This window comes from Embleya sp. NBC_00896, assembly GCF_045207785.1.
GTDB lineage: Bacteria > Actinomycetota > Actinomycetes > Streptomycetales > Streptomycetaceae > Embleya.
Genome location: NZ_CP108777.1, coordinates 437,843 through 460,811, shown reverse-complemented (window position 1 = coordinate 460,811; position 22,969 = coordinate 437,843). Strand labels below are relative to the sequence as shown.

Sequence of the window (22,969 nt, the reverse complement as noted above, 5' to 3'; positions counted from 1 at the left end):
AGCAGCCACGCCTGCCCAGCGCCGCCGACTCCCCGAACGTCATCAACCGACCGGAGGACCACCCATGTTCCGCCAGACCCGCGCCATCGCGCCCGATGCCGGGACCAATGCGCCGGTATCCGGCACCGATCCCATATCAGGCAAGCCGACCGGGATTCACACCTACCGGTTGAGCCCGAGCGAGTCGAGCCAGGCATTCACCCTGGCGAGCAGCTTGGCCAACGACTACGGCCGGGTCGACAACCCGCACTTTCTCTCCGACGTAAGCGTTATCGCCCACGATCTGCCCAGAGGCGTCAGGTTGGCCGTCAATACAGCACGCCTGGACGACCGCAAGCATGGACTGGTGATTTCCGGCAACCGGGTGGACCACGCCGGGCTGGGCCCGACGCCGTCCCGCTGGCAGCTCGCCGACACCCGGGAAAGCAGGGCTCACAGTTTTCTGGTCATGCTGTACGGCTCACTCCTGGGCGACGTCATCGCCTGGGCCACCCAGCAGGACGGGCGGATCGTGACCGATGTCGTACCCACCCCCGGCATGGAGGACAGCCTGGTCAGTTCGAGCAGCCGCACGGAGCTGGGCTGGCACACCGAGGATGCCTTCTCGCCCTACCGCGCGGACTTCGTGGGCCTGCTGTGCCTTCGCAGCCCGGAACTGACCGCCACCACGCTGGGACACCTTGACCCCGGAGCGATACCCCCGGACGTGATGGACGTGCTGACCCGGCCCCGCTTCCATATCGTTCCGGACGCCTCGCACGACGACACGCTCAACTCCTTCCCAGCCGCGGACAGACGGGCCCAGGCCTTCCGCCGGCTCGACGAGGTCCGCCGCTGTCCGCCATTGATACCGCTGGTCACCGGTCACCCCGGCGCTCCTGTGCTGCGCATCGACAGCGATTACGTGGCACCCGCCGATGGGGACGAGGCCGCGGCACATGCACTCAAGTGGCTGATCGACCATCTCGAGGGCAGTCTCTACGACTTCCCGCTCGCCCCTGGTGACATGGGCTTCATCAACAACCGGAACGTGGTCCACGGGAGACGCCCGTTCCGCCCGCGATACGACGGGACCGATCGATGGCTCAAGAGGATCAACGTCGTCGAGGATTTCAGGCGCACCCGTCCGGGCCGTGCCGACATGACCACACGAGTGATCGGCTGATCTTTGATGCCATCTACGGACCCGTTGCGGTTCCGCAGCGCTCTTGACAACGCTTCCGGCAGCCCCCGGCCGCTGCCCCTCGCGGGCGCTGCCCCCTCCCAGGCGCTCGGTGACATTGAGCCGGCACGGCTGGAGGACTGGTTCCGCACCCGCTACTTCGACGCCCGGATCGACGTGTCCAGCTCCGGCGCGCAGAACTACACCCTGGGACGGCTGCGGACCATGCTCGGCATCGAAACCGGTGAACTCGACACACTCATGTTCCGCGACAGTCCGTCGCTGGGCTGCGAGCCCCTTCGGGCGGCGGTCGCTGCCCGCTATGCCCCCGGTCGGCTCGAGCGTGTCATGGTCACCCACGGCTCGACGGAGGGTATCTTCCTCGCTCTCTCCGCGATCCTGCGCCCGGGTGACGAGGTGGTCGTCCTCAGGCCCGTGTACCAGTCGCTGTCGTCGGTGGCGACCGCGCTCGGTGCGACCCTCAAGGTGTGGGAGCTGCGCCCGGAGGACGACTTCGAACCGGACATCTCACGGTTGCGGGACCTGGTCGGGCCGCGGACGCGGGCTGTGCTGGTGAACTTCCCGCACAACCCGACCGGTGCCATGCCGGAGCCGGCCGCCTATCAGGAACTGCTGTCCTTGCTCGAATCCCAGGGCTGCTATCTACTGTGGGACGCGGCCTTCGGTGAACTGGTCTATGACCGCGCACCGCTGTCCGACCCGGGTGGCTTTGTCGACCGCTGCATCTCCTTCGGCACGCTGTCGAAGGCGTTCGGGTTGCCAGGCCTGCGAATCGGCTGGTGCATCGCACCCCCGGACGTACTCGCGGCGATGGTGAAGCTCCGCGACTACGTGACCATCAGCACGTCCCCGCTGAACGAGCTGATCGCGACCAAGGTGCTGGAGCGTGCGGACAGAACGCTCCGACCGCTTCGGGAACAGGCGCAGCGCAATCGGCGGGTCCTCATGGACTGGGCAGCGGACCACTCCGGTCTGGTCTTTCTGCCGACGCCCCATGGTGGTGTGAGCTCTTTCCCACTCTTTCCCGATGTGCCCGACATGACGGGTCTCTGCGAACGCCTTTTGGAGGATGACGGGGTACTGGTTGTTCCCGGGCAGTGCTTCGGCCACCCGAACCGACTCCGCATCGGCTTCGGCGGTCCTACCGAGGAGCTTCGCGACGGACTGGGCGCGGTGACCCGTGCCGTAACAGAAGCCGTGGTGCCGCTTCGCCGATCGCGCTGACGAGGACGGACGGAGTGACTGCACTCTTTTCATGCCAGGCCCGGCACCGGGACCTTTGTCACCGGGAATGGTTCTGGCACTGATCTTGTGGACTCGTGACGCAACGTGGCCCGCCCGGTCATGCTGAGCAGTGTGTGAACTTCGAGTATTTGAGGCTTTGTTGCCCCATCTGGCCGGTCTTGTGTCGGTGGATGCGGTGGAACGGTCGCCAGGCGTGATCCGGATTGTGGCGAGGGCACGGGCGGCCGAGGGGCTGTGCCCGAGGTGTGGGACGGCTTCCCGCCGGGTGCACGGCCACTACGAGCGAAATCTCGGCGACACGGCGGTAGGAGCCTCGGCGGTCGTCATCCGGCTACGGATCCGTCGGTTCCTGTGTCGGAAGCCGGAGTGCGAGACCGTGACGTTCGCCGAACAGATACCGGGACTCACCACCCCGCACGCCCGCTTCAGCCCGGTGCGACTGGGGGCGATGAGGGCGATCGCGCGGGCACTCGCCGGCCGGGCGGGAGCCCGTCCGGCGATGTTGCTCGGTATACCCGTCAACCGCATGACGTTGCTCCGCCTGCTCCGGAAACTGCCCGAACCCCTGCTGACCGCGGCTCCGTCCGTGCTCGGCGTCGACGATTTCGCTCTCAAGCGCGGACACGTCTACGGAACGGTCCTGCTCGACATGGACAGCCACCGGCCCGTCGATCTCCTGCCGGGACGCACCGCCGCGACGTTCGCCGCATGGCTGCTCGAGCATCCGGGAACCACGGTGATCTGCCGGGACCGGGCGGGTTCCTACGCCGACGGAGCCCGCACCGGAGCCCCGAACGCGTTGCAGGTCGCCGACCGATTCCATCTGTGGCACAACCTCGCGGACGTGGTCGACAAGTCCGTGCGAGCTCATCGGGTCTGCCTGCTTTCCGCACCGCCACCGGATCGGGTCGCCGAAGACGAATCGCCCCGGCCGGTGGAATCACGGACCGGCTTCCACGACGTCACCGGACAGGAGCGGCTCGTCACGCGCCTGGTCGAGCGCCACGCGGCGGTCCACGGCCTCCTGGCCGAGGGCGAGTCGCTCAACGGCATCTCCCGTCGTCTCGACCTGACCTTTCGCACGGTCCGACGCGCCGCACTGGCGCACACGGCCGACGAACTCGTGGCGTCGATCGCCCTCCTCCCCAGCAAGCTCGACGAGTACAAGCCCTATCTGACCCGCCGTTGGAACGAGGGCTGCCGCAGCGCCGCCCGCCTCCACGAGGAGATCCGGAGCGACGGCTGGAACGGCTCCTCGCGGACGGTCCATCGATACGTGCGAATCCTTCGCGGACAGACCGTCGTCACGCCGGCTCCGACCCCACCACCCAAGCCCCGCCGTCTCGCCGCCTGGATCATGTCCCACCCGGACTACCTGGACGCCGACGACGCGATCCGCCTCAAAACCGTCCTCGACCGGTGCCCCGAACTGCTCGAACTCGCCGCACATGTCAGGGACTTCGCCAAGATGATGACGAACCTCGAAGGACACCGACTCGACGCATGGATCGCCTCGGCCACCGCGGAGCACCGACTACCGGAACTGTGCTCGTTCGCCCGAGGCCTCCGCCACGATCACGCGGCCGTCACCGCGGGCCTCACCTTGTCGCACAGCTCCGGAGCCGTGGAAGGCACCGTGAACAAGATCAAGATGCTGAAGCGCCAGATGTTCGGCCGAGCAAACTTCGACCTTCTCCGCATCCGTGTCCTCCACGCTCTTTGAGTACACAGCGTCACGAGTCCACAAGATCAGTGCCAGAACCCCGGGAATGCAGTGCCTCCGGGGCATGGTCAAGGCTCGATGTGGGTACTATGACCAGCCGTGGCAGCATCAGTCACTACGGTGACATAGGCTGTCAATTGCGATGACGGCTGTGCTGCGATTGGTGCGAACGACCGCACGATCCCACAGGTGGTCCGCGCCGTTTCATCAGCTCGCGCCAGCTGCTGAGACCGTGGCCACCGACTCCGGCGGGGCGGACCATGTGATGGTTGGCGGAGGTGACCGGGACGACGGCTGATCGGCTCGAACGCCGCGTGGCTTGTACCCCCGATTCACGGCATGGAAAGCGGCGAGACGATGGACTACCTGGCACAGCCGGCATTCGGCCAGCTGGTCGGCCGACTCCGGCGCGAGAAAGGCCTGTCCCAGGCGGACATCGCCGGTGACGGGGTCTCGTCCAGTTATGTTTCGCGGCTCGAGTCAGGGCATCGCGCACCCACTGCCCAGGCCGTGTGTCACCTGTCGGCGCGCCTCGAAGTCCCCGAGGACACCTTCCTGGCTCGTTCGCCGCAGATGGTCCCGGCACTACTGGCCGAGGGCGTCGCGGCGCTGGAGGACTCCCGCCACGGGGTGGCGGTAGAAGCGCTGACCGCGGCGGCCGAGGAAGCAGGGGACGTCGCTCCCGAGCTGCTATGGCAAGTGCTGTGGAATCTGGCCAGGGCCCATGAGCAGCTGGGCGAACATGCCGAGCAGCAGAAGGTGCTGACCCGGCTGCTCGCCGTCGGCGAGACGTTGAACTCGCCTGTTCTGCAAGTGAAAGCCTTGGTCGGGCTGGCCTCTTGCGCGCAACTGGCCGACAACGCCGAAGAGGCCCTCGCGCTGGCCGGCCAGGCTCTTGCGCTGAGCGAGCGGCATCCGCAGGTGTCCCGCGCCGACGAGGCCCGGATCCTGCTGGTGCTGGCGGCCGCAGAGTCCGAAGCTGGACGGTGGTCCGATGCCCAGCGCCATGCCGAGCTGGCACTGGAGATCCCTTCGGAGGAACTGGGACCGCTGCGCGCACAGGTGCTCTGGACCGCGGCCACGGTGGCCGTCCGCCAAGGCGACGCGGACCGGGGGCTGGCACGGCTGGAGGAAGCTCTCCGCATCGCCGACCGGAAAGAGAGCCCGTTGCTCTGGGGCAGGCTGCGGCTTGCCGCGATCCCTCTCGTCCTCGGCATTCACCAGGAGGTCACCTCCCAGGTGGAACAGTTGTGCCGGGAGGCCGCGAACGTCGTCGATCTGCTCGGTGACCGGGTGGACGAGGCACGGATGAAAGCCGTTGAGGCGCGAGTGGCCTTCCATCGGGGGAATCTGGAGTCGGCCGCGGAGCTGGCCCGCGAAGTGCTGGCCGAGCCCGACATCCTTCCTCATCAGGACCGAATGAGGATCGAGATCCTCCTGCACCAGGCCGAGATCGGCTTGGGTCGGCCCGACGAAGCCGTGACGGCGCTGCGATCCGTTGCCGAGCGGCTTCAGGCGTCCGCCAACTTCGACCTGGCGGCAGAGGCCTGGAAAGCTCTGGCCGAGGCGCTTGTCCGAGCAGGGCGCTGAGACCGGCCGCTGGCCCACCTGTTTCACTCTGCCGGTCGGCTCACGCCGCTGTCAGCACTTTAGGCAGGCTTTCCGGTCCCGCCGCGCGTACATCGATACGTGGCGAGCTGTGCGACCGCGCTGCGATCAAGCCGGCCGAAAATGGGTCATGCCAGGAATGACTGCGTGGCGCAGTCCCCACGGTCGCCCGTAGCCCCAATCTCAAGACACCGCGGGTTGTCATGTCTAGTGGCAATAATTGTCATGACTGCTTGACTAAAATTGACATCAAGTCTAGCGTGGCTTAAGACGCCACGGTGTGTCGGCAGGCCGCTGGGCCTCTCCCAGGCCGCCGCTTCCGGTGTGCCGCCGGGCGACGCGTGCATGGCGCGTCACCTCTCATTCGCATTCAACTGGAGGGCGGAAGTGTCCAATCCGTTCGAGGACGACTCGGCCGAGTACAAGGTTCTGATCAACGACGAGGGCCAGCACTCCCTCTGGCCGGCATTCGCCGGCATTCCGGACGGCTGGACCGTGGCCCTCGATGACTCGTCCCGGCAGGACTGCCTGGGATACATCGAAGAGCACTGGACCGACCTGCGCCCCTTGAGTCTCATCGCCGCCAGTTCCTGACAGTCGACTGACGGCCACATGCCTCCCTTCCGGCAGAAGATGCAGCGAGGTGCGCAGCGTGATCAATGATGCACGAACTCCGTCCCCTCGTCTGATGGGGCTGGGAACGGCGAATCCCGCGACTAGCTATTCACAGGAAGACATCCTGCGAATCTTCGGGATCAAGGACCCCCGGGTCACCTCCCTCTTCCTCAATAGCCACATCGACCGGCGGTATCTGCACCTTCCGTCATTGGACTCCGATGGTGCGCCGCGAGTGGAGACACAGGGCGAGCTTCTGCGGAAGCACCGGGCCAACGGCATTGAGCTCGCCGCGCAGGCCCTGCAGTCCTGCCTCAAGGACATGGGCGCCGATCCGGACGACGTCGGCTACCTGTGCTGTGTTACGTCCACCGGACTGCTCACTCCGGGATTCAGTGCGCTTCTCATCAAAGAGCTCGGGCTGCCGGTCACCTGCAGCAGGCTGGATGTCGTGGGCATGGGGTGTAACGCCGGACTCAACGGCCTCAACCCCACGGCGGCATGGGCTAGCAGCAATCCCGGTCGGCTGGCCGCCATGATCTGCGTCGAGTCCTGTTCCGCCGCGTACGTCTTCGACGGGACCCTGCGCACAGCGGTGGTCAACGGCCTGTTCGGTGACGGTGCTGCAGCCGTCGGGGTCATGGCCGGTGGCAGCCCGGCCGCTGAGGGGCCCGCTCTCCTCAAGTTCAGCAGCCGTATTATCCCGGACGCGGTCGAGGCCATGCGCTACGACTGGGACGAAGTCCACGGCAAGTTCAGCTTCTTCATCGACCGCGATGTGCCATACGTCGTCGGTGCACATGCCGAGGAGGCGGTCGCCAACCTGCTGCGGGGGACCGGGCTGCGGCGCAGCGACATCGCCCACTGGATCGTGCACTCCGGCGGTAAGAAGGTCATCGACGCCGTCAAGATCAATCTGGGGCTGGCCTCGTACGATCTGCGGCACACCTCATCGGTGCTCAGGGACTACGGGAATCTCTCCAGCGGATCGTTCCTCTTCTCCTACGAGCGACTTACGGCGGAGGAGGTCGCCCAACCAGGCGACTACGGAGTGCTGATGACCATGGGGCCGGGATCCACGATTGAGACAGCACTCGTCCAGTGGTAGCACACCCCCTCGAACGAATATCAGGACGGGCGAATCATCTGATGGCAATTCACCAGGAGATCGACTTCACCCTCGAGATCCACAGCGCGGAGATCCTTGAGGCTTCCACGGTCCAGAGCATCGCCGAGACCTGCGACCGTGTGGAAGACGCCCGGACCGGTGATGTCCTGCTGGTGCATCTGCGTGGCGACGACAGTGGTGACGCGGGGCGCCTGCGCTCGCGCCACCACGACATCCATCTTGTCAACAAGTGGGAGCGGGTGCTGCACAGGCTGGAGCGGCTCCCCGTGGCCACGGTGGCGGTCGCCACCGGCGAGTGCCGCGGTCTGGCCGCCGAGATCCTCCTGGCGACGGACTACCGCGTGGCGACGCCGGACCTGCTGCTGCGACTGCCTTCCTCCGGCGTCGCTCCCTGGCCGGGCATGGCGCTCTTTCGCCTGGCGACCCAGATCGGGTTCCGTCAGGCACGGCAGCCAGCTCTGTTCGGCGCCGCGACAACAGCTGAGAAAGCACTCGCCCTGGGCCTCATCGACGAGATCACCGACGACCCCGCTGAGGCACTCGGCGCCGCTGTGAAGAACTTCCAGGGCGCCCGGGCGGGTGACATCTCCGTGCGCAGGCGACTGCTGATGGACGCGACTGGCTCGACCTTCGAAGACGCGCTCGGCTCCCATCTGGCCGCGTGCGACCGGGCCCTGCGTCCCGCCGGGCAGGTCTGAACCGCCCGAGTCAACCGACTGGACAAGGATCAAGGGGATGTCACTACCCACTGGAGCCAAGACCCCCGATCTGACCGGGGGATTCACCGCAGACACCGCATTGGTCGGCGATTACCTCCGTACGACGGAAGAGAAGCTGGCGGAACTGCCCTCGCGCCGGGAGCGATCGCCCGAGCAGGAAGCCCGGGTGGAGGCGGTGCGCAACTCGGCCCGGGCCGCCCGGCTGAGCTTTGTGCGAGTGCACGGGAAACGGCTCCACGACGAACTCACAGACGGAGGCCGTGCGGCCCTGCGGCTGCACGAACTGGCCTTCGGCGCCGCTGATCTGCTCCCTGGGCTGGTACCCACTCGTGACGTGATCGCTGCCGAGCGGCTCAGGATCCAGCCGGAAAAGGAAGGATATGAGGTCGACCAGGGCATCCTCTTCTGGGGTCTGCTGCGTGCACAATCGGCCGGCCTTCGGCTGATGAGCTCCATGCTGCGGCCGACGCCCAGGGCACTGGCCGAACTGGCGGAGTTCCGCCGGACGGGCCTGGCCGACCTCGGCACGGTCACCATCGAGCGCCGGGACGGAATCGGCCATGTCACGGTCCGTAACTTACGCTTCCTCAACGCCGAGGACGACTCCCTCGCCGACGACTTCGAGACCGCGGTCGACCTTGTCCTGCTCGACGACAGTGTGCATGTGGGGGTGGTGCGCGGTGCGCCGATGACGCACCCCCGCTACACGGGGCGACGGGTGTTCAACTCTGGCATCAACCTGACACGGCTGTACAACGGGCAGATCTCCTTCGTCGATTTCCTGCTCCGCCGCGAGCTGGGCTATATCAACAAGATCCTCCGTGGCATCCGGATCGAAGCCGGCGACGACCTCAGCCCGGACGGATCTGTCGAGAAGCCATGGGTCGCCGCTGTCGATTCCTTCGCCATCGGCGGCGGAATGCAGTTGCTCCTCGTCTTCGACCACGTGATCGCGGAGAGCGGATCCTATTTCAGCCTGCCCGCGGTCCAGGAGGGCATCGTCCCGGGCGCGGCCAACTTCCGGCTGAGCCGAGCGGTTGGACACCGTCGTGCCCGCCAGATCATCCTGGGCGGGAGGAAAGTCCGGGCAGCTGACCCCGAGGCTCTGCTGATCTGTGACGAGGTGGTCGACCCCGAGCAGATGGACAAGGCGGTCCACACCGCCGCCGAGTGCCTGGACAACCCATCGGTGGCCAGTAACCGCCGGATGCTCAATCTCGCGGACGAACCCGACGACCGGTTCCGTGTGTATATGGCCGAGTTCTCCTTGGAGCAGTCCCGGCGCCTCTACAGCCGCGATGTGATGGACAACTTGGAGAGAACCTGGATCAGTCGCTCACAGCGGCGCTGACCACGGCGAGGGACTCGGCGTCGCAAACTTTCGTGAAGGGCGTGAACATGAGCGATAATTCAGTGCTTTCTCGGAAACCGGTACTCGAAATCGACCGATCGGCTCTCCACGCCGCTGTCAGCGATCCGGTGCTGGAATCGGTGACGTTCCTGACTGAGGTGATGTCGAAATTTCCTGATGCTGTCTCGTTCGCACCAGGTGCGCCTCACGAAAGCTTCTTCGACAGTGTGGACATCGCACGCCACATCGAAAGCTACATCGAGCATCTCTGCCGGGAACAGGGACTGACTCGGGTACAGGCCGAGCGACGGCTCTTCCAGTACGGCGCCACTCCTGGCCAGATCAACGAGTTGGTGGCGCAAGCCCTCCGCACCGACGAAGGCATTGATGTCGTGCCCGAGGCGGTGGTGGTGACCGTCGGCTGCCAGGAGGCGATCTTCATCACCCTGCGCGCCCTGTGCGCCACCCCTCAGGACGTCCTCGTCGTGGCGAACCCCTGCTATGTCGGAGTCGTGGGTGCGGCACGCTTGCTCGGCATCGAGATACGGGGCGTCGACCAGCCGGCGGACGGGTTCGACCTGGCCGGACTTCAGCGGGTGTGCCAGGGCATCCGCGCCGAGGGCAAACGTCCCAGAGCCCTGTACCTGGTGCCGGACTTCTCCAACCCGTCCGGTGCGCGGCTCGATATGGACACGAGAGCGGCCCTCATCGAGGCAGCCTCTGACGAAGACCTGTTGGTCCTGGAAGACAATCCGTACGGCTTCACGGCGGCACCGGGTACGGAACTGCCCACCCTGAAGGCGTTGGACCAGAACGGCCGCGTTGTCTACCTGGGGACCTTCGCGAAGGTGTGCCTGCCCGGAGCCCGAGTCGGATTCGCTGTGGCCGATCAACTGGTCCGCGGCCGACGCGGGGAGCCGCGCCTGCTCGCGGCGGAACTCGCGGCGATCAAGAGCATGGTCACGGTGAACACCTCGCCAATCGGCCAGGCGGTCATCGGCGGCATGCTGGTCGAGTCGGGAGGCTCGCTGAAGGCGATGATCCGGGAGAAGTCCGAGTTTTACCAGCGCAACCTGGACCTGCTGCTCGGCGCTCTGGAACGACACTTTCCCACCGACCTGCGGGCTCGTGAAGGAATCCGCTGGCACGCGCCGGAAGGCGGGTTCTTCCTGGTCATGACGCTTCCCTTCACCGTGGACGACGCACTGCTGGAACTATCCGCTCGTGACTACGGGGTCCTGTGGACCCCAATGAGTCACTTCTTCGTCGGCGGGACCGGCGGGTTCCGGCAAATAAGGCTGTCGCTCAGCTATCTGGACGCCGATCAGATCGAAGAGGGTGTCGCTCGGCTGTCGGCGTTCATCGGCAGCCGGATCGAAACCCGGTACTCCCTAACCTCGCCGTTTCAGTTGGGTGCGGTTGAGAATGGGGTAGAAACGCGAAAGTGCCTTCCTGACCCGGGACGATGAACCTTGTCTAGGGGTTCTGTCGTTGCCAGAGGAAGGCACTTCTCTACCACATGGTGCCTGGCTCGATCATCGACCGGGAACTGATCCGCAAACTCCCGTTGATTCACCGGATTTTCGACCGACCGATCCCATTGCTTTGTCTCGGCAGTCATCGCAGCCGTAGGATGCGCGCCTTGGCCGACCGCGTCGACTGGTTGAGCCTGGTCTTCCTGCCGCCGTACGCCCCGATCTCAACCCGGGCGAGGGCAGTTGGGCGCATCTGAAGATCGGGCAATGGCCAACCTCGGTGCCCGCACCCTCGACGACTTGGTCGCCGTAGCCCGCCAAGGCCTGCGGAACATCCAACATCGCCCCGCGCTTCCCAACGGCTTTCTCGCTGCAGCCGACCTGACGCGATGAAGCAACAACAACCGAATCCGCAAAACGCCGTAGCCGCCCGCCTTGTCAAGAACGACCCGCTGGTCGGCGCGGGATCCTGTCGGCCTTCTCCGTCCTCAGGGCTTCGCTCGGAGTAGACGTACTGTCGTCGGCGCGAGGGGGAGACTGCCGCGCACAGGCCCAGCGGTACCTGTCCAAGGCACGTGAGAGGTCTCTCTGGTCTGCTCAGATGCTCACGCGCAGAGGTGCGGTCACGTCCTTCCGGGTGATTCCTTCAGTCCTCCCAAACCGGCTTGTCCTTCAACGACGGCAAATCGCTGACCAGCGACAACGTTACAGTTGGGGTCTTGATTCCACTGCGTTTGCAAGGCAAGAGACCGAACCTGGACCTGCTGTGTATCTCCAATGGATCAGCTTCGGCCAAGCTGTGACTTCGATAGATACGACCAGAAGCGAGCAATAAGTAGTAAAGAGCTCTTCGAGCTCCCTGAGATACCTGCTGTGAAGTTCTTTAAAGAACTGGAAAATATTTATGGATATCCATTTTGAAACGGAAGGTTGAGATGACTCCAGAGCCCGGCGACGGTTTCGAACTGCTCAATGTTGCCATCCTAGGTACCGGCAACGTCGGAACCGATCTCTTGCTCAAGGTGATGGCTTCCCCGGTGCTGCGCTGCACTCTGTTTGCCGGGCGCCGTGATGAGTCACCCGGTATACGGATGGCCCGGTCGCTCGGCGTACCCACGAGCAGTTCTGGGATCCGCGCGATTCTCGAGTCCTTGAATACCATCGACGTGGTCTTCGACGCGACGTCTGCTAGTGACGCGAAAGCGCACTGGGGGTTGCTTGAGCCCCTCGGAATGCAGATGATTGATCTTACTCCTGCGAGCCTTGGAAAATTCTGCGTACCGACCTTGAATCTTCAAGAGTGCCTGGATGAGCCGTACGTGAGCATGGTGACCTGCGGCGGACAAGCCGCAGTCCCCATGGCCCATTGTATAAGCGAGGCCACGGAAGGGTTGAGTTACCTAGAGATTGCCTCTGCTAGCGCCGCGGCCAGTGTGGGTGCCGCCACCCGGGCAAATATTGACGAGTACGTTGTCACAACGGAACGGGCTACGCGCGAGTTTTGCCAATTGGAGAATACCAAGACGATGCTCGTGATCAACCCAGCAGAGCCGGGAGCAGTGATGCGCAACTCGATCTCTGTGGCCCCTTCGGAGCGCGTGGATATGCAAGCGCTAAGCGCAGCTGCTGCTTCGATGGAGAAACAGATCCGATCTTACGTGCCGGGCTATCGCCTCGTCGTCCCACCAGTGGCAACTTCCGATCGCATTCTGCTCACAGTTGAGGTCGAGGGCCGGGGCGACTGGCTGCCTCCTTATGCTGGCAACCTAGATATTATTTCATGTGCTGGCGTTGCACTTGCTGAAGCGCGAGCGGTTGGACGGTCATGATGAACCCAGAAAATTGCCGCCATTTGACGGTTTGTGATTCGACATTGCGGGACGGGAACCATGCAGTTGCTCATCGGCTCGATGCCGGAGACATCAGAAATTACGCGCGAGCTGCGGAGTTGGCAGGCGTCGACGTCGTCGAGGTTGGGCATGGCAACGGCATTGGTGCATCGTCGATTCAGGTAGGTCTGGCAGCTCTAAGCGACACTGAAATGCTGCGGACCGCAAGGGCAGAACTGCGCAACTCCCGTTTGGGGGTCCTATCAATTCCTGGATTCTCATGTGTCGAGCGCCATCTCAAACCTGCACTCGATTGTGGGGTTGACGAGGTACGTGTCGGAACCCATTGCACGGAAGCCGACGTAACTCGTCAGCAGATTACTCTCCTGCGGGAGGCGGGTGTGACTGTCAAGGGGGTTCTCATGATGAGTCACATGGCGCCAGCGAGTGAACTCCTGGTGCAAGCTCGGCTTATGCAGAGCTACGGAGCCCATGCGGTCATCCTTATGGATTCGGCTGGCGCCTACACGTGCACGGATGTACGCGAGAAGGTCGATACGCTCGTTCAACATCTTGATGTGGAAATCGGATTTCATGCCCACAACAATCTTGGGCTCTCAATCGCGAACACTATGGCGGCGATAGATGCTGGTGCCTCAATAGTGGATGTCACGGCCCGTGGCTTTGGCGCCGGAGCGGGTAATGCGGCGCTGGAGCTCATCGCTGCTAACCTCCACATCGGTAAGATCGAGTCGAGGCTGCATCTGTTCCAGGCATTGGATGCTGCGGAACTTGCCGAGGATACGTTCGTAAAGCGAGTACCAGGCAACGACGGTGTCACGATCACGAGCGGGATCGCCGGTGTCTTCTCCGGCTTCGCTGCCCCTGTGCGACTTGCTGGAGAACGGTTCAATATCGACCCGCGAGAAATTTTGTTGGAGCTCGGAAAGCGACGAGTTGTGGCGGGGCAAGAGGATGCGATAGTGGAGGTGACACTATCGCTGACCGAGGAGCGCGAGCATCGAATATCAGCGACTGATCCGTAAAAAAGATTCGGGCCAACATATTCGGATCCCATTTATCGGGCTCGCCTATAACTCTCTGCGAATTCTTCGGAGTGCTCACGGCATGTCTCGTGCCACCGAGCATCGCGGCTGTAGTGAACGTCTTCGAGGCACTCATGGCTGCAGAATGCGGTGTCAAGTCGGTCACTCTCGGCTATGCCGAACAAGGATGTCGGGCCCAGGACCTGGCTGCTGTGCGTGCCCTCTACCGCCTCGGCTCGGAATACCTCGCGCGAGCCGGTCACCCTGACGTTGCAGTGAACGTGGTGTGGCACCAGTACATGGGTCCGTTCCCTCGTTCGGAGGACAAGGCCCGCCAGATCGTGGCTGGCTCGACTGCATCCGCAACCCAGAGTGGCGCCGTGCGAATGATGCTCAAAACTCATGTGGAGGCTTTGCGTATCCCGCGTTTGGAGGACAACGTGGAAAGTTTGCGCATAGCACGTGAAGTCCGTGATAGAGGGATCGTTCTTGCGTCCTTGAATGAGCGGGACCGCCTGGAAGAGGAACTGATCCTGACAGAGGCCAAGGCCATTGTGGATATCTCCTTGAAGGAGGCTCATCAAAACGTCGGCCGTGCCGTAGGCCTCGCCGTCAATCGCGGTTGGCTCGATATCCCGTTCTCTCCGAGCCGGTGGAATGCGGGCCTCGTTCTTCCTCTACGAGATCATACCAATGCAGTTCGATTCGCCGTACCGGGCCAGTTGCCCTTGTCTCCTGACGTGCTGGCGTTCCATCGCGACGCCCTGGCTCAACTCTTACGTCGCGATGGCGATGATGTAGCCGCTCTTCTCGAGCGGGACATATCGGTGACTGCGCGCGGGGATTTCGACGAATGGCCACTGCAATGACCCGCGATAAGAATCATGAGACGACGATTAACTCTTCCTCGCTAAGCCAAAGAATCACGCAATGTGATCCAACGCCCTGGAGTGACGCATGAGCAACGACCAACCAATGGAAATAGCCGCCGACCTTGCTGCGACAACGGCCCTGCTCGAAATCGCCGAGGAGCTAGGCGTTTCTCCTTTGCTCGATCGTACGGAGCCCTTCACCCTCGATGATCTGGCGCTCGCATCCCAGGCGCCGAAAAAGGAAGCTGGGAAGTTTCTCCAAGCCTTGCTCGCGTCGGGACTCGTGGAGCATACTACTGATTCCGGGTACTTCCGAGCCTGCGCCGAAATAGCCGATCGTCGATACGAAGCGGGCTACCTGTCGTGGGCGTTGAATGCAAATCGCCCACTTATCGAGAACGCTCCGGAATTCCTTCGGAACTGCGACGATGCAATCGGAAAATATCACCGCGATGGTCGTCGGGTCGCCATCTCGTCTCGCTGGATCGGAACTAGGGGATTTTATCCCACTGCTGTCTCTTCGATCATCGACCACCAACCGGCGAAGATCGTGGACCTGGGTGCCGGGGCAGGCAGATTGCTCATTGAGCTCTTGCAAGCGCTTCCGGAGAGTACCGGATTGGCGCTCGATTTGAGCTCCGCCGCCTGTGCCGAGGCTGAGATCGCAGCCAGTCGGGCTGATTTGAGCGACCGTCTAACAGTCGTGAACCGTTCGATCGAGTCGTTGACAGAAGACCCGTCACCGGTTCAGGGCGCAGATGTGGTTCACGCTGGTTTCGTAATGCACGACATTGTTGCCGACCCTGATGTGTTCGACGCGGTCCTCCGCAATTGTCGAGTATCGCTCGCGACGGGAGGCCAAATGGTGATCACTGATGGGGTGCCCTATGCGTCGGATCCGCGGGAGCGCGCTTTCAGCGCTCTCTTCACCTACTTGCACGGAAGCTTCATGGGTGTACAACTTCCTACTGAGAAGCAATGGGAGGAGGCCTTCCGTCGGGCAGGCTTTACAGAGGTACAGTGCGTCCGACACAGGTTCCCGACGGGCCGAATGTTTCTAGTCAGCGGCTGACGGCCTCGCTGTACTGCCCATGGAAGTTGGCGACGGGGCGCGCGGTGGGTTGATCTTGCGCGACAGCCGAGGCCCCTCATGCCCCGATCCTGGGCGAGACCAGAAGCCTGCGCCTGGCCCGCTCTGCGTCGGAGACGACTGTTCCTGCTGCGAGGGCCCACTTCCATCTGCCGGTCGTCGCTTACTACCGGGTACCTGGCGAGGCCGACCGTCGCCGAGTGAATTTTCGTCCGCAAGTGCCCTCCCATACCTGCGTCTGCTGGGAATCGCCAGATGGCGCAGCCATGACATCCCAGATACTTCGGAGGTATCTCGTGGCAGATCTCAGCTCGATCGCGACTGAACTTCTGAATGCCTACACAACCCGGAGAACCCTGGCGCCGCTGAGCCAGACGTACGACGGGCTGAGTCTCGACGATGCCTATGAGATCCAACAGATCCAGATTCGCCGTCGCCTCGACTCGGGAACGCGCGTCATCGGTTTCAAGGTGGGCCTCACCTCAACGGCCATGCAGGAACAGTTCGGCGTCGGTGAGCCCGACTTCGGGCACTTGCTCTCCGACATGCTATTCGCGGCCGACGCCGCAGTCCCAACCGAACGCTTCCTGCAACCACGCGCCGAGCCTGAGATCGCCCTTGTGCTGAGCCAAGCACTCAAAGGACCAGACTTGTCCGTGACCGATGTCGTCAGCGCCACCGCCTACGCTCTCCCCGCGATCGAGATCATCGACAGCCGCATCATCGACTGGCGTATCGGTCTACACGACACGATTGCTGATAACGCATCCAGCGGCGGACTTGTACTCGGTCAGACACCCACTTCGCTCGCTGGGCTTGACTTGTCCCTGATTGGTTGTGTGTTTCGCCGCAACGGTCGAATCCTGCACACCGGTGCCGGCGCCGCCGTCCTGGGCTCGCCTCTACACTCGGCGACGTGGTTGGCGAACACGCTCACCAGGCGCGGCGTTGAACTGGCTGCCGGGAGCATCATCCTGACTGGCTCGCTGACCGCTGCTGTCACAGTTGCCCCTGGCGACAGCATTACAGCCGCGCTGGATCACCTCGGCTCCGTCACCGCCGTGTTCGGCTGAGCTTCGCGCTCTTCGTTCCGCACGCACCGAGGACCCTTGCAATAGCGGTGGTTTGTTTACGTCGGGCTTCGAGTAAGGGCTTGCAGATGATCAACGTGTTGCTTCCTGCTCCGGGGCTCGTTTGGTCTGGTATGGGCGTATCAACGGAGACACGGTCCCAACTCGCGGGAAAGTTCGCGGTGTTGCTCCCGCATTTGGACGAGCGGCAACGCCGTCTGGCGATAGGGGCGGAAGCGCGGGCACTGGGGCATGGCGGGATCCAGGCCGTGGCCCAGGCCGCGGGCGTGAGCGAGGCGACCGTGTCGAAGGGTGTGGCCGATCTGGAGTCGGGCCGGCCTCCGCTGGGCCGGGTGCGCCGCGCCGGCGGAGGCCGAAAGCGGGTGGCCGATCCGGATCCCGGGCTGAGGCCCGCGATTCTGGCACTGGTCGAACCGGATGTGCGAGGTGAGAGCAATGCAGCCGTGCAGTGCGACGACCAGCGGCGCGCCTGCGGGAAGATTTGCTGGCGCGTACTCGTACATCGCCAGGTTGCCCGGGTTGGAACCGAAACTGGTGACCTGCTGGAACGTCCCGTCGGCCGCCGCGGCCGACGTGGTGGAGGTGATGGTGCTCAGGCACGCGGCGAGGACGCCGAACACGACGCTCATCGTGATGTGCCTGAGGGTCCTTCTCGTGACTGATGGCCCCATGGAGAACTCCCGGTGCGTGGGCAGGGCGGAAACCGCCTCGGTGAATGCGCCGGGTTCTGGCCGGCCGCGTGATGCCCCGACTCAACTTCTGGCGCTGAGGCTACGGCTGGCGGAACGCAATCGTTACATCACCGAAACATATGGTTGGAGCGGTGGACGTGGCGTCCATGTCCATGGCGTCCGCGCGTTGCTGTGGTAGCCGAGCCCCGGCTGGAGCGGTTGAGGCTGCCGCCGCGGGCTCAAGCACCTGTACTTGGTCTGGGGGCGCCCGTCCAACTGACCAAAGGCAAGGTCTGAACAAGAGCTTAGGTATGTGCAATCGGTAGTTCCACCGATGACGGTGACCGGGCGCCGCAGCGATAGTCGACGGGTTGCCAACATCCGTGGGAGTTCGAGTGTCGATAGGTGAGACGAGTCGCGCCGTCGGCGGTTTCCGGACAGCCTGGACCGCAGAACGTGAGGGAACATGTCTTTCGAGCAGCTGACGTCCACTTGGGAAAAGGTGCCGCTCGAGGAGGCACTGGAGCGGTTCGGCTTGTCCGCCGACGCCGAGTGCCTTTGCCGGGACTTCACCGGCGAGCGGGAGGTTCGCCTCTACAAGGGCGGCCTGCGCATCGCGGGAGACCTGGCGCCGGAGGCGAACTCTCACTGGATTCCCTACAACGTGATCGTCGACGGAGATCTGACCATCGACGGAGACCTTGACTGGTGGGACGAGGGCAGTGGCAGCTTCTTCCTCGTCACAGGAAACTTACGGGCTCGCAATGTGCTGCTGTCCGGTTGCCCGAACGTCGTCGTAGGCGGCGACCTCATGGTCGCCGGCCGCGTCCAGGGCCACCACGGACAGGACCGGGGATGCCTCGTGGTCAGGGGGCACGCGCGAGCACAGATCATCGTCAACACACTGTTCTTCAACATGTCCTTCGCCACCCGGCCGGAAGCGGTGGTGGCCGCCGACCCCTGCCGGACCAACTGCCGGGTCGACTTCAGTGCCGATGAACTGGTCGACATCGTGCTGCCGGAACTGCTCGACAAGGGCCAGGTCGACGAGTCCAGGATCAGCCAGACGCTGCGTGCCGGGCAGCCGATACTCCGACCTGGCATCCAGCCGGGCGGGCTGACGGCGCTGGAGTCACTCGACAGCCTGCAGCCGGGCAGCGGCCAGGACACCGAGCTCGACCTGTATCTGTAAGTTGACTGCACTAGAGGAACCGGATATCTCCGGAATGGGGCTGACTCGGCTGCCCGAAGCCATTGGTCGGCTACGCAACCTTCGCGTCCTTGACATCTCCAGAAACCAGTTCGAAGCCCTGCCCGATCAGTTGGGCGACCTTGCCCGCCTCGAGGTGCTGCGCGCAGCCCATCTGACGTGCCCTCTCCCCGAGAGCTTCGCCAGGCTGCACGCACTGCGAAAGCTGGACCTGGCCGGCCTGTGCCCCGGCAGCCGGGCTCCCCCGTGGACTTCCCCCGGGTTGTCACCCGCCTGTCCGGCCTGCGATCGCTGGACCTTTCGGGCGTGTGGCTGTCAGAGATCCCCGACGAGCTGACGGCGATGACTTCGCTGGAGGAACTGGACCTGCGAAGGTCACTGTCCGCCCACTTGCGCCGGCTGGCCTTGCCGACCTGCGCCACCCGAGTTCGACAGGTCTACCCGCGACCGCCCGCACACCACGAGTGCGGGCGGCCGACACACAAGGACGGTCTTTCGCACATGTCTGCCACTGCCCCCGAATCGCCGGTGAGCTACGAGAAGAGAGGCCACGTGGCCTATGTCACTCTCACCAGGCCCGCTGTCCTGAACGCCATGAACCTGTGCATGCACGAGCGACTGCGCGAGGTCTGGGACGACTTCGAACGAGACGAAAGCATCTGGGTGGGTGTCCTTTCCGGTGCGGGGCAGAGATCGTTTTCGGTGGGTCAGGACCTCCGCGAGTGGGCCGAGAGGCTGAGCGGCGGTGAACAGTCCACCACTTTCGGAAGCAGAGGCGCGGTTGGCTGGCCGCGGCTCACCGAACGGTTCTCGCTGTCCAAGCCGCTCATCGCCCGAGTCAACGGGCATGCCCTGGGCGGTGGGTTCGAGCTGGCACTGGCCTGCGACATCGTGCTGGCAGCCGATCACGCGACGTTCGCCCTGCCCGAGGTGCGCAGGGGGCTCATCGCCGGCGCGGGCGGAATCTTCAGGCTGAGTGCCCAGATACCCTTCAAGGCCGCGATGGGCTATCTGCTTACAGGAAAGACCATGACCGCAGCCCGGGCCTACGAACTTGGCCTGGTGAGCGAAGTCGTGCCGATGGACCAGCTGGACGACTGCGTCGAACGCTGGGTGGGTGAGCTTCTTGAGTGCGCGCCACTGTCCGTCAGAGCGGTGAAGGAAGCCGCTCTGCGGGCCTCCAGCCTCTCGACCGAGCAGGCCTTCGCCACCCGCTACGTGTGGGAGGAACGGCGCATGCACAGCCATGACGCGATCGAGGGTCCACTGGCCTTTACCGAGAAGCGTTCCCCCCAGTGGCGGGGGAAATAGAAGCAAAGCTGCATTGGGGCGCACACAACTGGAGCCCGGGCAGTCCCGGTGAGGTGACCCCCGGAGTGACTCTGCTGGTCTATTCACGGTGTGGCCCGCGTGATCTTCCGTCTACGCACACATGGTCGACGACGCGGGCCGCAGCAACCTCTTCCGCTACTACCGCATCGAGGGAGGAACCCACGTCGACTCCCTGTTCGACGCCTTCCCCGACAAACTCCGGCCCCTGGTCCCCTGCCACCGCTCCGCCTTCACCGCCCTGGAGGCCTGGCTCGGCCGCGGCGTGCAGCCGCCGGCCAGCCATACTCTGCCGCTCCCCGCCACCGCCGAGAACCCGCTCACGAGCTGCCCGCTCACCTCATAGCCTCAGAATGCAGACAGTTACCGGAGCAGGGTTCTCAATCGGGGGGACCCTGCTCCGGCGCGTCCGCTAACAGCCCTCGTGTCCATCGCGTGACCCCGGATGGGCCTCAGCTGGTGAAGACCGACACAGTCGCGATCGCAACTATGGCGGGGTGACACATGGGAGTGAAGGTCGGATGTCCCCCATGATTCCGGCCATGACAACCGGAATCACTCCCACGTTCGACGGGACTGCAGGCGTCAATCTGGCGGGCCGTACCGCCATGGTGACCGGCGCCGGCAGCGGCATCGGGCGGGCCTGCGCCCAGGCGCTCGCCGACGCCGGGGCCCGCGTCCACGTGGTCGACCTCGACGCGGAGGCGGCCAAGTCCGTGGCCGAGGAGATCGGCGGCCGCGCCCACGTAGTGGACCTGGCCCAGCGCGACCTCGTGGGAGACCTCCCGGCCGACGTCGACATCCTGGTCAACAACGCCGGCCTGCAGCACGTGGCCCCCCTGGCCGAGTTCCCGCCGGAGAGGTTCGAACTCCTCCAGAAGGTCATGGTCCACGCCCCTTTCCTCCTGCTCCGGCAGACCCTGCCGCACATGACCGCACAGGGCTGGGGCCGCATCATCAACGTCTCCAGCGTCCACGGCGTGCGGGCCAGCGCGTTCAAGGCCGGCTACGTGACCGCCAAGCACGCCCTGGAGGGGCTGAGCAAGGTCGCGGCCCTCGAAGGCGCCCCGCACGGCATCACCAGCAACTGCATCAACCCGGGCTATGTCCGCACACCCCTGGTAGAGCAGCAGATCGCCGCCCAGGCCGCCGCCCACGGCATCGACCCGGAACACGTCGTCAGCGAGGTAATGCTCAGCCGCTCCGCGATCAAGCGAATGATCGAACCGGAAGAAGTCGCCGCTGTCGCCCTCTGGCTCTGCGGCCCGCACACCGGTTACATCACCGGCGCCTCCATCCCCGTGGACGGCGGCTGGAGCGCCGCCTGACCGGCCCCACCCCACACCCCTTCCGTACACCCCCAACACCGCTCCCAGCCGAAATGTGGTACTTCACCATGGCAACCCAGGCATCCAGAGCCGGCATCGGCCGCGTCATCAGCGCCAGCCTCATCGGCACCACCATCGAGTGGTACGACTTCTTCCTTTACGGCTCCGCCGCCGCCCTCGTCTTCAACAAGCTGTTCTTCCCCAGCAGTGAGCCGCTGGTCGGAACCCTCCTCGCCTTCCTCACCTACGCCATCGGCTTCGCGGCCCGGCCGCTGGGCGGCATGGTCTTCGGCCACTACGGCGACAAGATCGGCCGCAAGAAGCTCCTGGTCCTGAGCCTGCTCATGATGGGCGGTGCGACCTTCGCGATGGGTCTGCTGCCCACCCACGCGAGCATCGGCATCGGCGCACCCATCCTGCTCACCGTTCTGCGCGTGATCCAGGGCTTCGCGCTCGGAGGCGAGTGGGGCGGCGCCGTCCTGCTGGTCTCTGAGCACGGCGACGACAAGAACCGCGGCTTCTGGGCCTCCTGGCCCCAGGCCGGCGCACCCGGCGGCAACCTGCTCGCCACCGGCGTACTCGCTCTCCTGGCCGCGTTCCAGTCCGACGAGGCCTTCCTCGCCTGGGGCTGGCGGATCCCGTTCCTCCTCTCCGGCGTCCTGGTCGTGATCGGCCTGTGGATCCGCGTGTCGGTCTCGGAGTCCCCGGTCTTCCTCGCCGCCCAGGCGAAGGCCGCCGAGCAGGCCGCCGCCGGTGTCAAGGAGAAGCTCCCGGTCGCCGAGGTGTTCAGCACCAACTGGCGGGGAGTCCTCACCGCGATCGGCACCCGTCTCGGCGAGAACATCTCGTACTACATCCTCACGGCCTTCCTGCTCGTCTACGTCACCACCCACCTGGGGCTGTCCAAGAGCAACGGTCTGAACGCCATTCTGATCGGCTCCGCCGTCCACTTCGTCACCATCCCGGCGTGGGGAGCTCTGTCCGACCGGATCGGCCGCCGCCCGGTTACCCTGATCGGCTCGGTCGGCATGACCGGATGGGCGTTCGCGTTCTTCGCGATGCTGGACACCAAGTCCTTCCCCGCGATCGCCGCGGCCGTCACCGTCGGCCTGCTGTTCCACGGCGCGATGTACGGTCCGCAGGCAGCGTTCATCTCCGAGATGTTCGACACCAAGGTCCGCTACTCCGGAGCCTCCATGGGCTCCCAACTCGCCTCGATCATCGGCGGCGCGCTCGCCCCGATCGTCGCGGTCGAGCTCCTCAAGGACTACGGATCGTCCCTGCCGATCTCGATCTACCTCGCCACCGCGTTAGTGATCACCACGCTGACCGTTCTGGTGGCCAAGGAGACCCGCGGGCGTAGCCTGACCCAGGACCACCACACCCCGGCCACATCCGCGGTCCCCGCCAGCCGCCAGGCGGAGCACCACTCGGTCAGCTGACCGGAGCTGCCCG

The 22,969-nt window shown here is 64.5% G+C and carries 18 protein-coding genes and 3 pseudogenes; 20 read left to right on the top strand and 1 reads right to left on the bottom strand.

Annotated elements, in window-relative coordinates; translation table 11 throughout:
• The first annotated feature begins 64 nt into the window (after positions 1-64).
• From gntD to OG928_RS35250, 15 genes and pseudogenes are all read left to right on the top strand, one after another.
• On the top strand, positions 65-1,165 hold the full coding sequence (gene gntD / locus OG928_RS35320; RefSeq protein ID WP_331766071.1) for a guanitoxin biosynthesis L-enduracididine beta-hydroxylase GntD: 1,101 nt from the start codon (positions 65-67) through the stop codon (positions 1,163-1,165).
• Positions 1,166-1,189: 24 nt separating this feature from the next.
• The gene (gene vioD, locus OG928_RS35315; protein WP_406291517.1) at positions 1,190-2,407 is read left to right on the top strand and encodes a capreomycidine synthase; all 1,218 of its coding nucleotides are present in this window, start codon (positions 1,190-1,192) and stop codon (positions 2,405-2,407) included.
• Between the two features lie 130 nt (positions 2,408-2,537).
• Complete coding sequence (locus OG928_RS35310; RefSeq protein ID WP_331766069.1) at positions 2,538-4,151, top strand: ISL3 family transposase; 1,614 nt, start codon at positions 2,538-2,540, stop codon at positions 4,149-4,151.
• 339 nt (positions 4,152-4,490) lie between these two features.
• Positions 4,491-5,741 (top strand): helix-turn-helix domain-containing protein, encoded by a 1,251-nt coding sequence (locus tag OG928_RS35305; protein WP_331766068.1) that lies wholly within the window; start codon positions 4,491-4,493, stop codon positions 5,739-5,741.
• A 405-nt stretch (positions 5,742-6,146) separates the two neighbouring features.
• Positions 6,147-6,353: an MbtH family protein gene (locus tag OG928_RS35300; RefSeq protein WP_331766067.1), complete on the top strand. Its 207-nt coding sequence runs from the start codon at positions 6,147-6,149 to the stop codon at positions 6,351-6,353.
• Positions 6,354-6,447: 94 nt separating this feature from the next.
• The gene (gene dpgA, locus OG928_RS35295; RefSeq protein ID WP_331768228.1) at positions 6,448-7,482 is read left to right on the top strand and encodes a 3,5-dihydroxyphenylacetyl-CoA synthase DpgA; all 1,035 of its coding nucleotides are present in this window, start codon (positions 6,448-6,450) and stop codon (positions 7,480-7,482) included.
• Between the two features lie 41 nt (positions 7,483-7,523).
• A complete protein-coding gene (gene dpgB / locus OG928_RS35290) occupies positions 7,524-8,201 on the top strand; it encodes an enoyl-CoA-hydratase DpgB (RefSeq protein ID WP_331766066.1) in 678 nt (225 codons plus the stop codon).
• 37 nt (positions 8,202-8,238) lie between these two features.
• Positions 8,239-9,573 (top strand): (3,5-dihydroxyphenyl)acetyl-CoA 1,2-dioxygenase DpgC, encoded by a 1,335-nt coding sequence (gene dpgC / locus OG928_RS35285; protein ID WP_331766065.1) that lies wholly within the window; start codon positions 8,239-8,241, stop codon positions 9,571-9,573.
• A 32-nt stretch (positions 9,574-9,605) separates the two neighbouring features.
• Positions 9,606-11,042, top strand: a complete 1,437-nt coding sequence (locus OG928_RS35280; RefSeq protein ID WP_406291514.1) for a PLP-dependent aminotransferase family protein — start codon at positions 9,606-9,608, stop codon at positions 11,040-11,042.
• A gap of 923 nt (positions 11,043-11,965) precedes the next feature.
• The gene (locus tag OG928_RS35275) at positions 11,966-12,877 is read left to right on the top strand and encodes an acetaldehyde dehydrogenase (acetylating) (RefSeq protein ID WP_331766063.1); all 912 of its coding nucleotides are present in this window, start codon (positions 11,966-11,968) and stop codon (positions 12,875-12,877) included.
• Positions 12,874-13,923: a 4-hydroxy-2-oxovalerate aldolase gene (gene dmpG / locus OG928_RS35270; protein WP_331766062.1), complete on the top strand. Its 1,050-nt coding sequence runs from the start codon at positions 12,874-12,876 to the stop codon at positions 13,921-13,923. The genes OG928_RS35275 and dmpG overlap by 4 nt, the downstream gene beginning before the upstream one ends.
• A gap of 71 nt (positions 13,924-13,994) precedes the next feature.
• Positions 13,995-14,792 carry a hypothetical protein gene (locus OG928_RS35265; protein WP_331766061.1) on the top strand — a complete coding sequence of 266 codons (798 nt, stop codon included), beginning with the start codon at positions 13,995-13,997 and terminating at the stop codon, positions 14,790-14,792.
• A gap of 88 nt (positions 14,793-14,880) precedes the next feature.
• Positions 14,881-15,867, top strand: a complete 987-nt coding sequence (locus tag OG928_RS35260) for a class I SAM-dependent methyltransferase (protein ID WP_331766060.1) — start codon at positions 14,881-14,883, stop codon at positions 15,865-15,867.
• A gap of 314 nt (positions 15,868-16,181) precedes the next feature.
• Positions 16,182-16,958, top strand: coding sequence for a 2-keto-4-pentenoate hydratase (locus tag OG928_RS35255; RefSeq protein ID WP_331766059.1), 777 nt, complete (start codon positions 16,182-16,184; stop codon positions 16,956-16,958).
• Positions 16,959-17,089: 131 nt separating this feature from the next.
• Positions 17,090-17,407: pseudogene (locus OG928_RS35250) on the top strand (ISAzo13 family transposase); the annotation flags it as partial.
• A gap of 6 nt (positions 17,408-17,413) precedes the next feature.
• Here the strand turns inward: OG928_RS35250 and OG928_RS35245 are convergent.
• Positions 17,414-17,605, bottom strand: a pseudogene (locus OG928_RS35245) (esterase); the annotation flags it as partial.
• Between the two features lie 508 nt (positions 17,606-18,113).
• On the opposite strand from OG928_RS35245, the gene OG928_RS35240 reads away from it, so the two are divergent.
• The 5 genes and pseudogenes from OG928_RS35240 to OG928_RS35220 all read left to right on the top strand — a co-directional run bounded on the left by OG928_RS35240 (position 18,114) and on the right by OG928_RS35220 (position 22,956).
• Positions 18,114-18,839 carry a hypothetical protein gene (locus OG928_RS35240; RefSeq protein ID WP_331766058.1) on the top strand — a complete coding sequence of 242 codons (726 nt, stop codon included), beginning with the start codon at positions 18,114-18,116 and terminating at the stop codon, positions 18,837-18,839.
• Positions 18,840-19,358: 519 nt separating this feature from the next.
• Positions 19,359-20,168, top strand: a complete 810-nt coding sequence (gene dpgD / locus OG928_RS35235; protein ID WP_331768227.1) for an enoyl-CoA-hydratase DpgD — start codon at positions 19,359-19,361, stop codon at positions 20,166-20,168.
• 103 nt (positions 20,169-20,271) lie between these two features.
• Positions 20,272-20,532, top strand: a pseudogene (locus tag OG928_RS35230) (tannase/feruloyl esterase family alpha/beta hydrolase); the annotation flags it as partial.
• 196 nt (positions 20,533-20,728) lie between these two features.
• Positions 20,729-21,514, top strand: a complete 786-nt coding sequence (locus OG928_RS35225) for a 3-hydroxybutyrate dehydrogenase (protein WP_331766057.1) — start codon at positions 20,729-20,731, stop codon at positions 21,512-21,514.
• A gap of 68 nt (positions 21,515-21,582) precedes the next feature.
• Complete coding sequence (locus tag OG928_RS35220) at positions 21,583-22,956, top strand: MFS transporter (RefSeq protein ID WP_331766056.1); 1,374 nt, start codon at positions 21,583-21,585, stop codon at positions 22,954-22,956.
• Positions 22,957-22,969 lie beyond the last annotated feature (13 nt).

Bases quoted from the DNA above. Each gene is read 5' to 3' on its own strand.
- gntD (WP_331766071.1), top strand. From the start codon at position 65: ATGTTCCGCCAGACCCGCGCCATCGCGCCCGATGCCGGGACCAATGCG.
- OG928_RS35305 (WP_331766068.1), top strand. From the start codon at position 4,491: ATGGAAAGCGGCGAGACGATGGACTACCTGGCACAGCCGGCATTCGGC.
- dpgA (WP_331768228.1), top strand. From the start codon at position 6,448: ATGGGGCTGGGAACGGCGAATCCCGCGACTAGCTATTCACAGGAAGAC.
- dpgB (WP_331766066.1), top strand. From the start codon at position 7,524: ATGGCAATTCACCAGGAGATCGACTTCACCCTCGAGATCCACAGCGCG.
- dpgC (WP_331766065.1), top strand. From the start codon at position 8,239: ATGTCACTACCCACTGGAGCCAAGACCCCCGATCTGACCGGGGGATTC.
- dmpG (WP_331766062.1), top strand. From the start codon at position 12,874: ATGATGAACCCAGAAAATTGCCGCCATTTGACGGTTTGTGATTCGACA.
- OG928_RS35260 (WP_331766060.1), top strand. From the start codon at position 14,881: ATGAGCAACGACCAACCAATGGAAATAGCCGCCGACCTTGCTGCGACA.
- OG928_RS35240 (WP_331766058.1), top strand. From the start codon at position 18,114: ATGTCTTTCGAGCAGCTGACGTCCACTTGGGAAAAGGTGCCGCTCGAG.
- dpgD (WP_331768227.1), top strand. From the start codon at position 19,359: ATGTCTGCCACTGCCCCCGAATCGCCGGTGAGCTACGAGAAGAGAGGC.
- OG928_RS35225 (WP_331766057.1), top strand. From the start codon at position 20,729: ATGACAACCGGAATCACTCCCACGTTCGACGGGACTGCAGGCGTCAAT.
- OG928_RS35220 (WP_331766056.1), top strand. From the start codon at position 21,583: ATGGCAACCCAGGCATCCAGAGCCGGCATCGGCCGCGTCATCAGCGCC.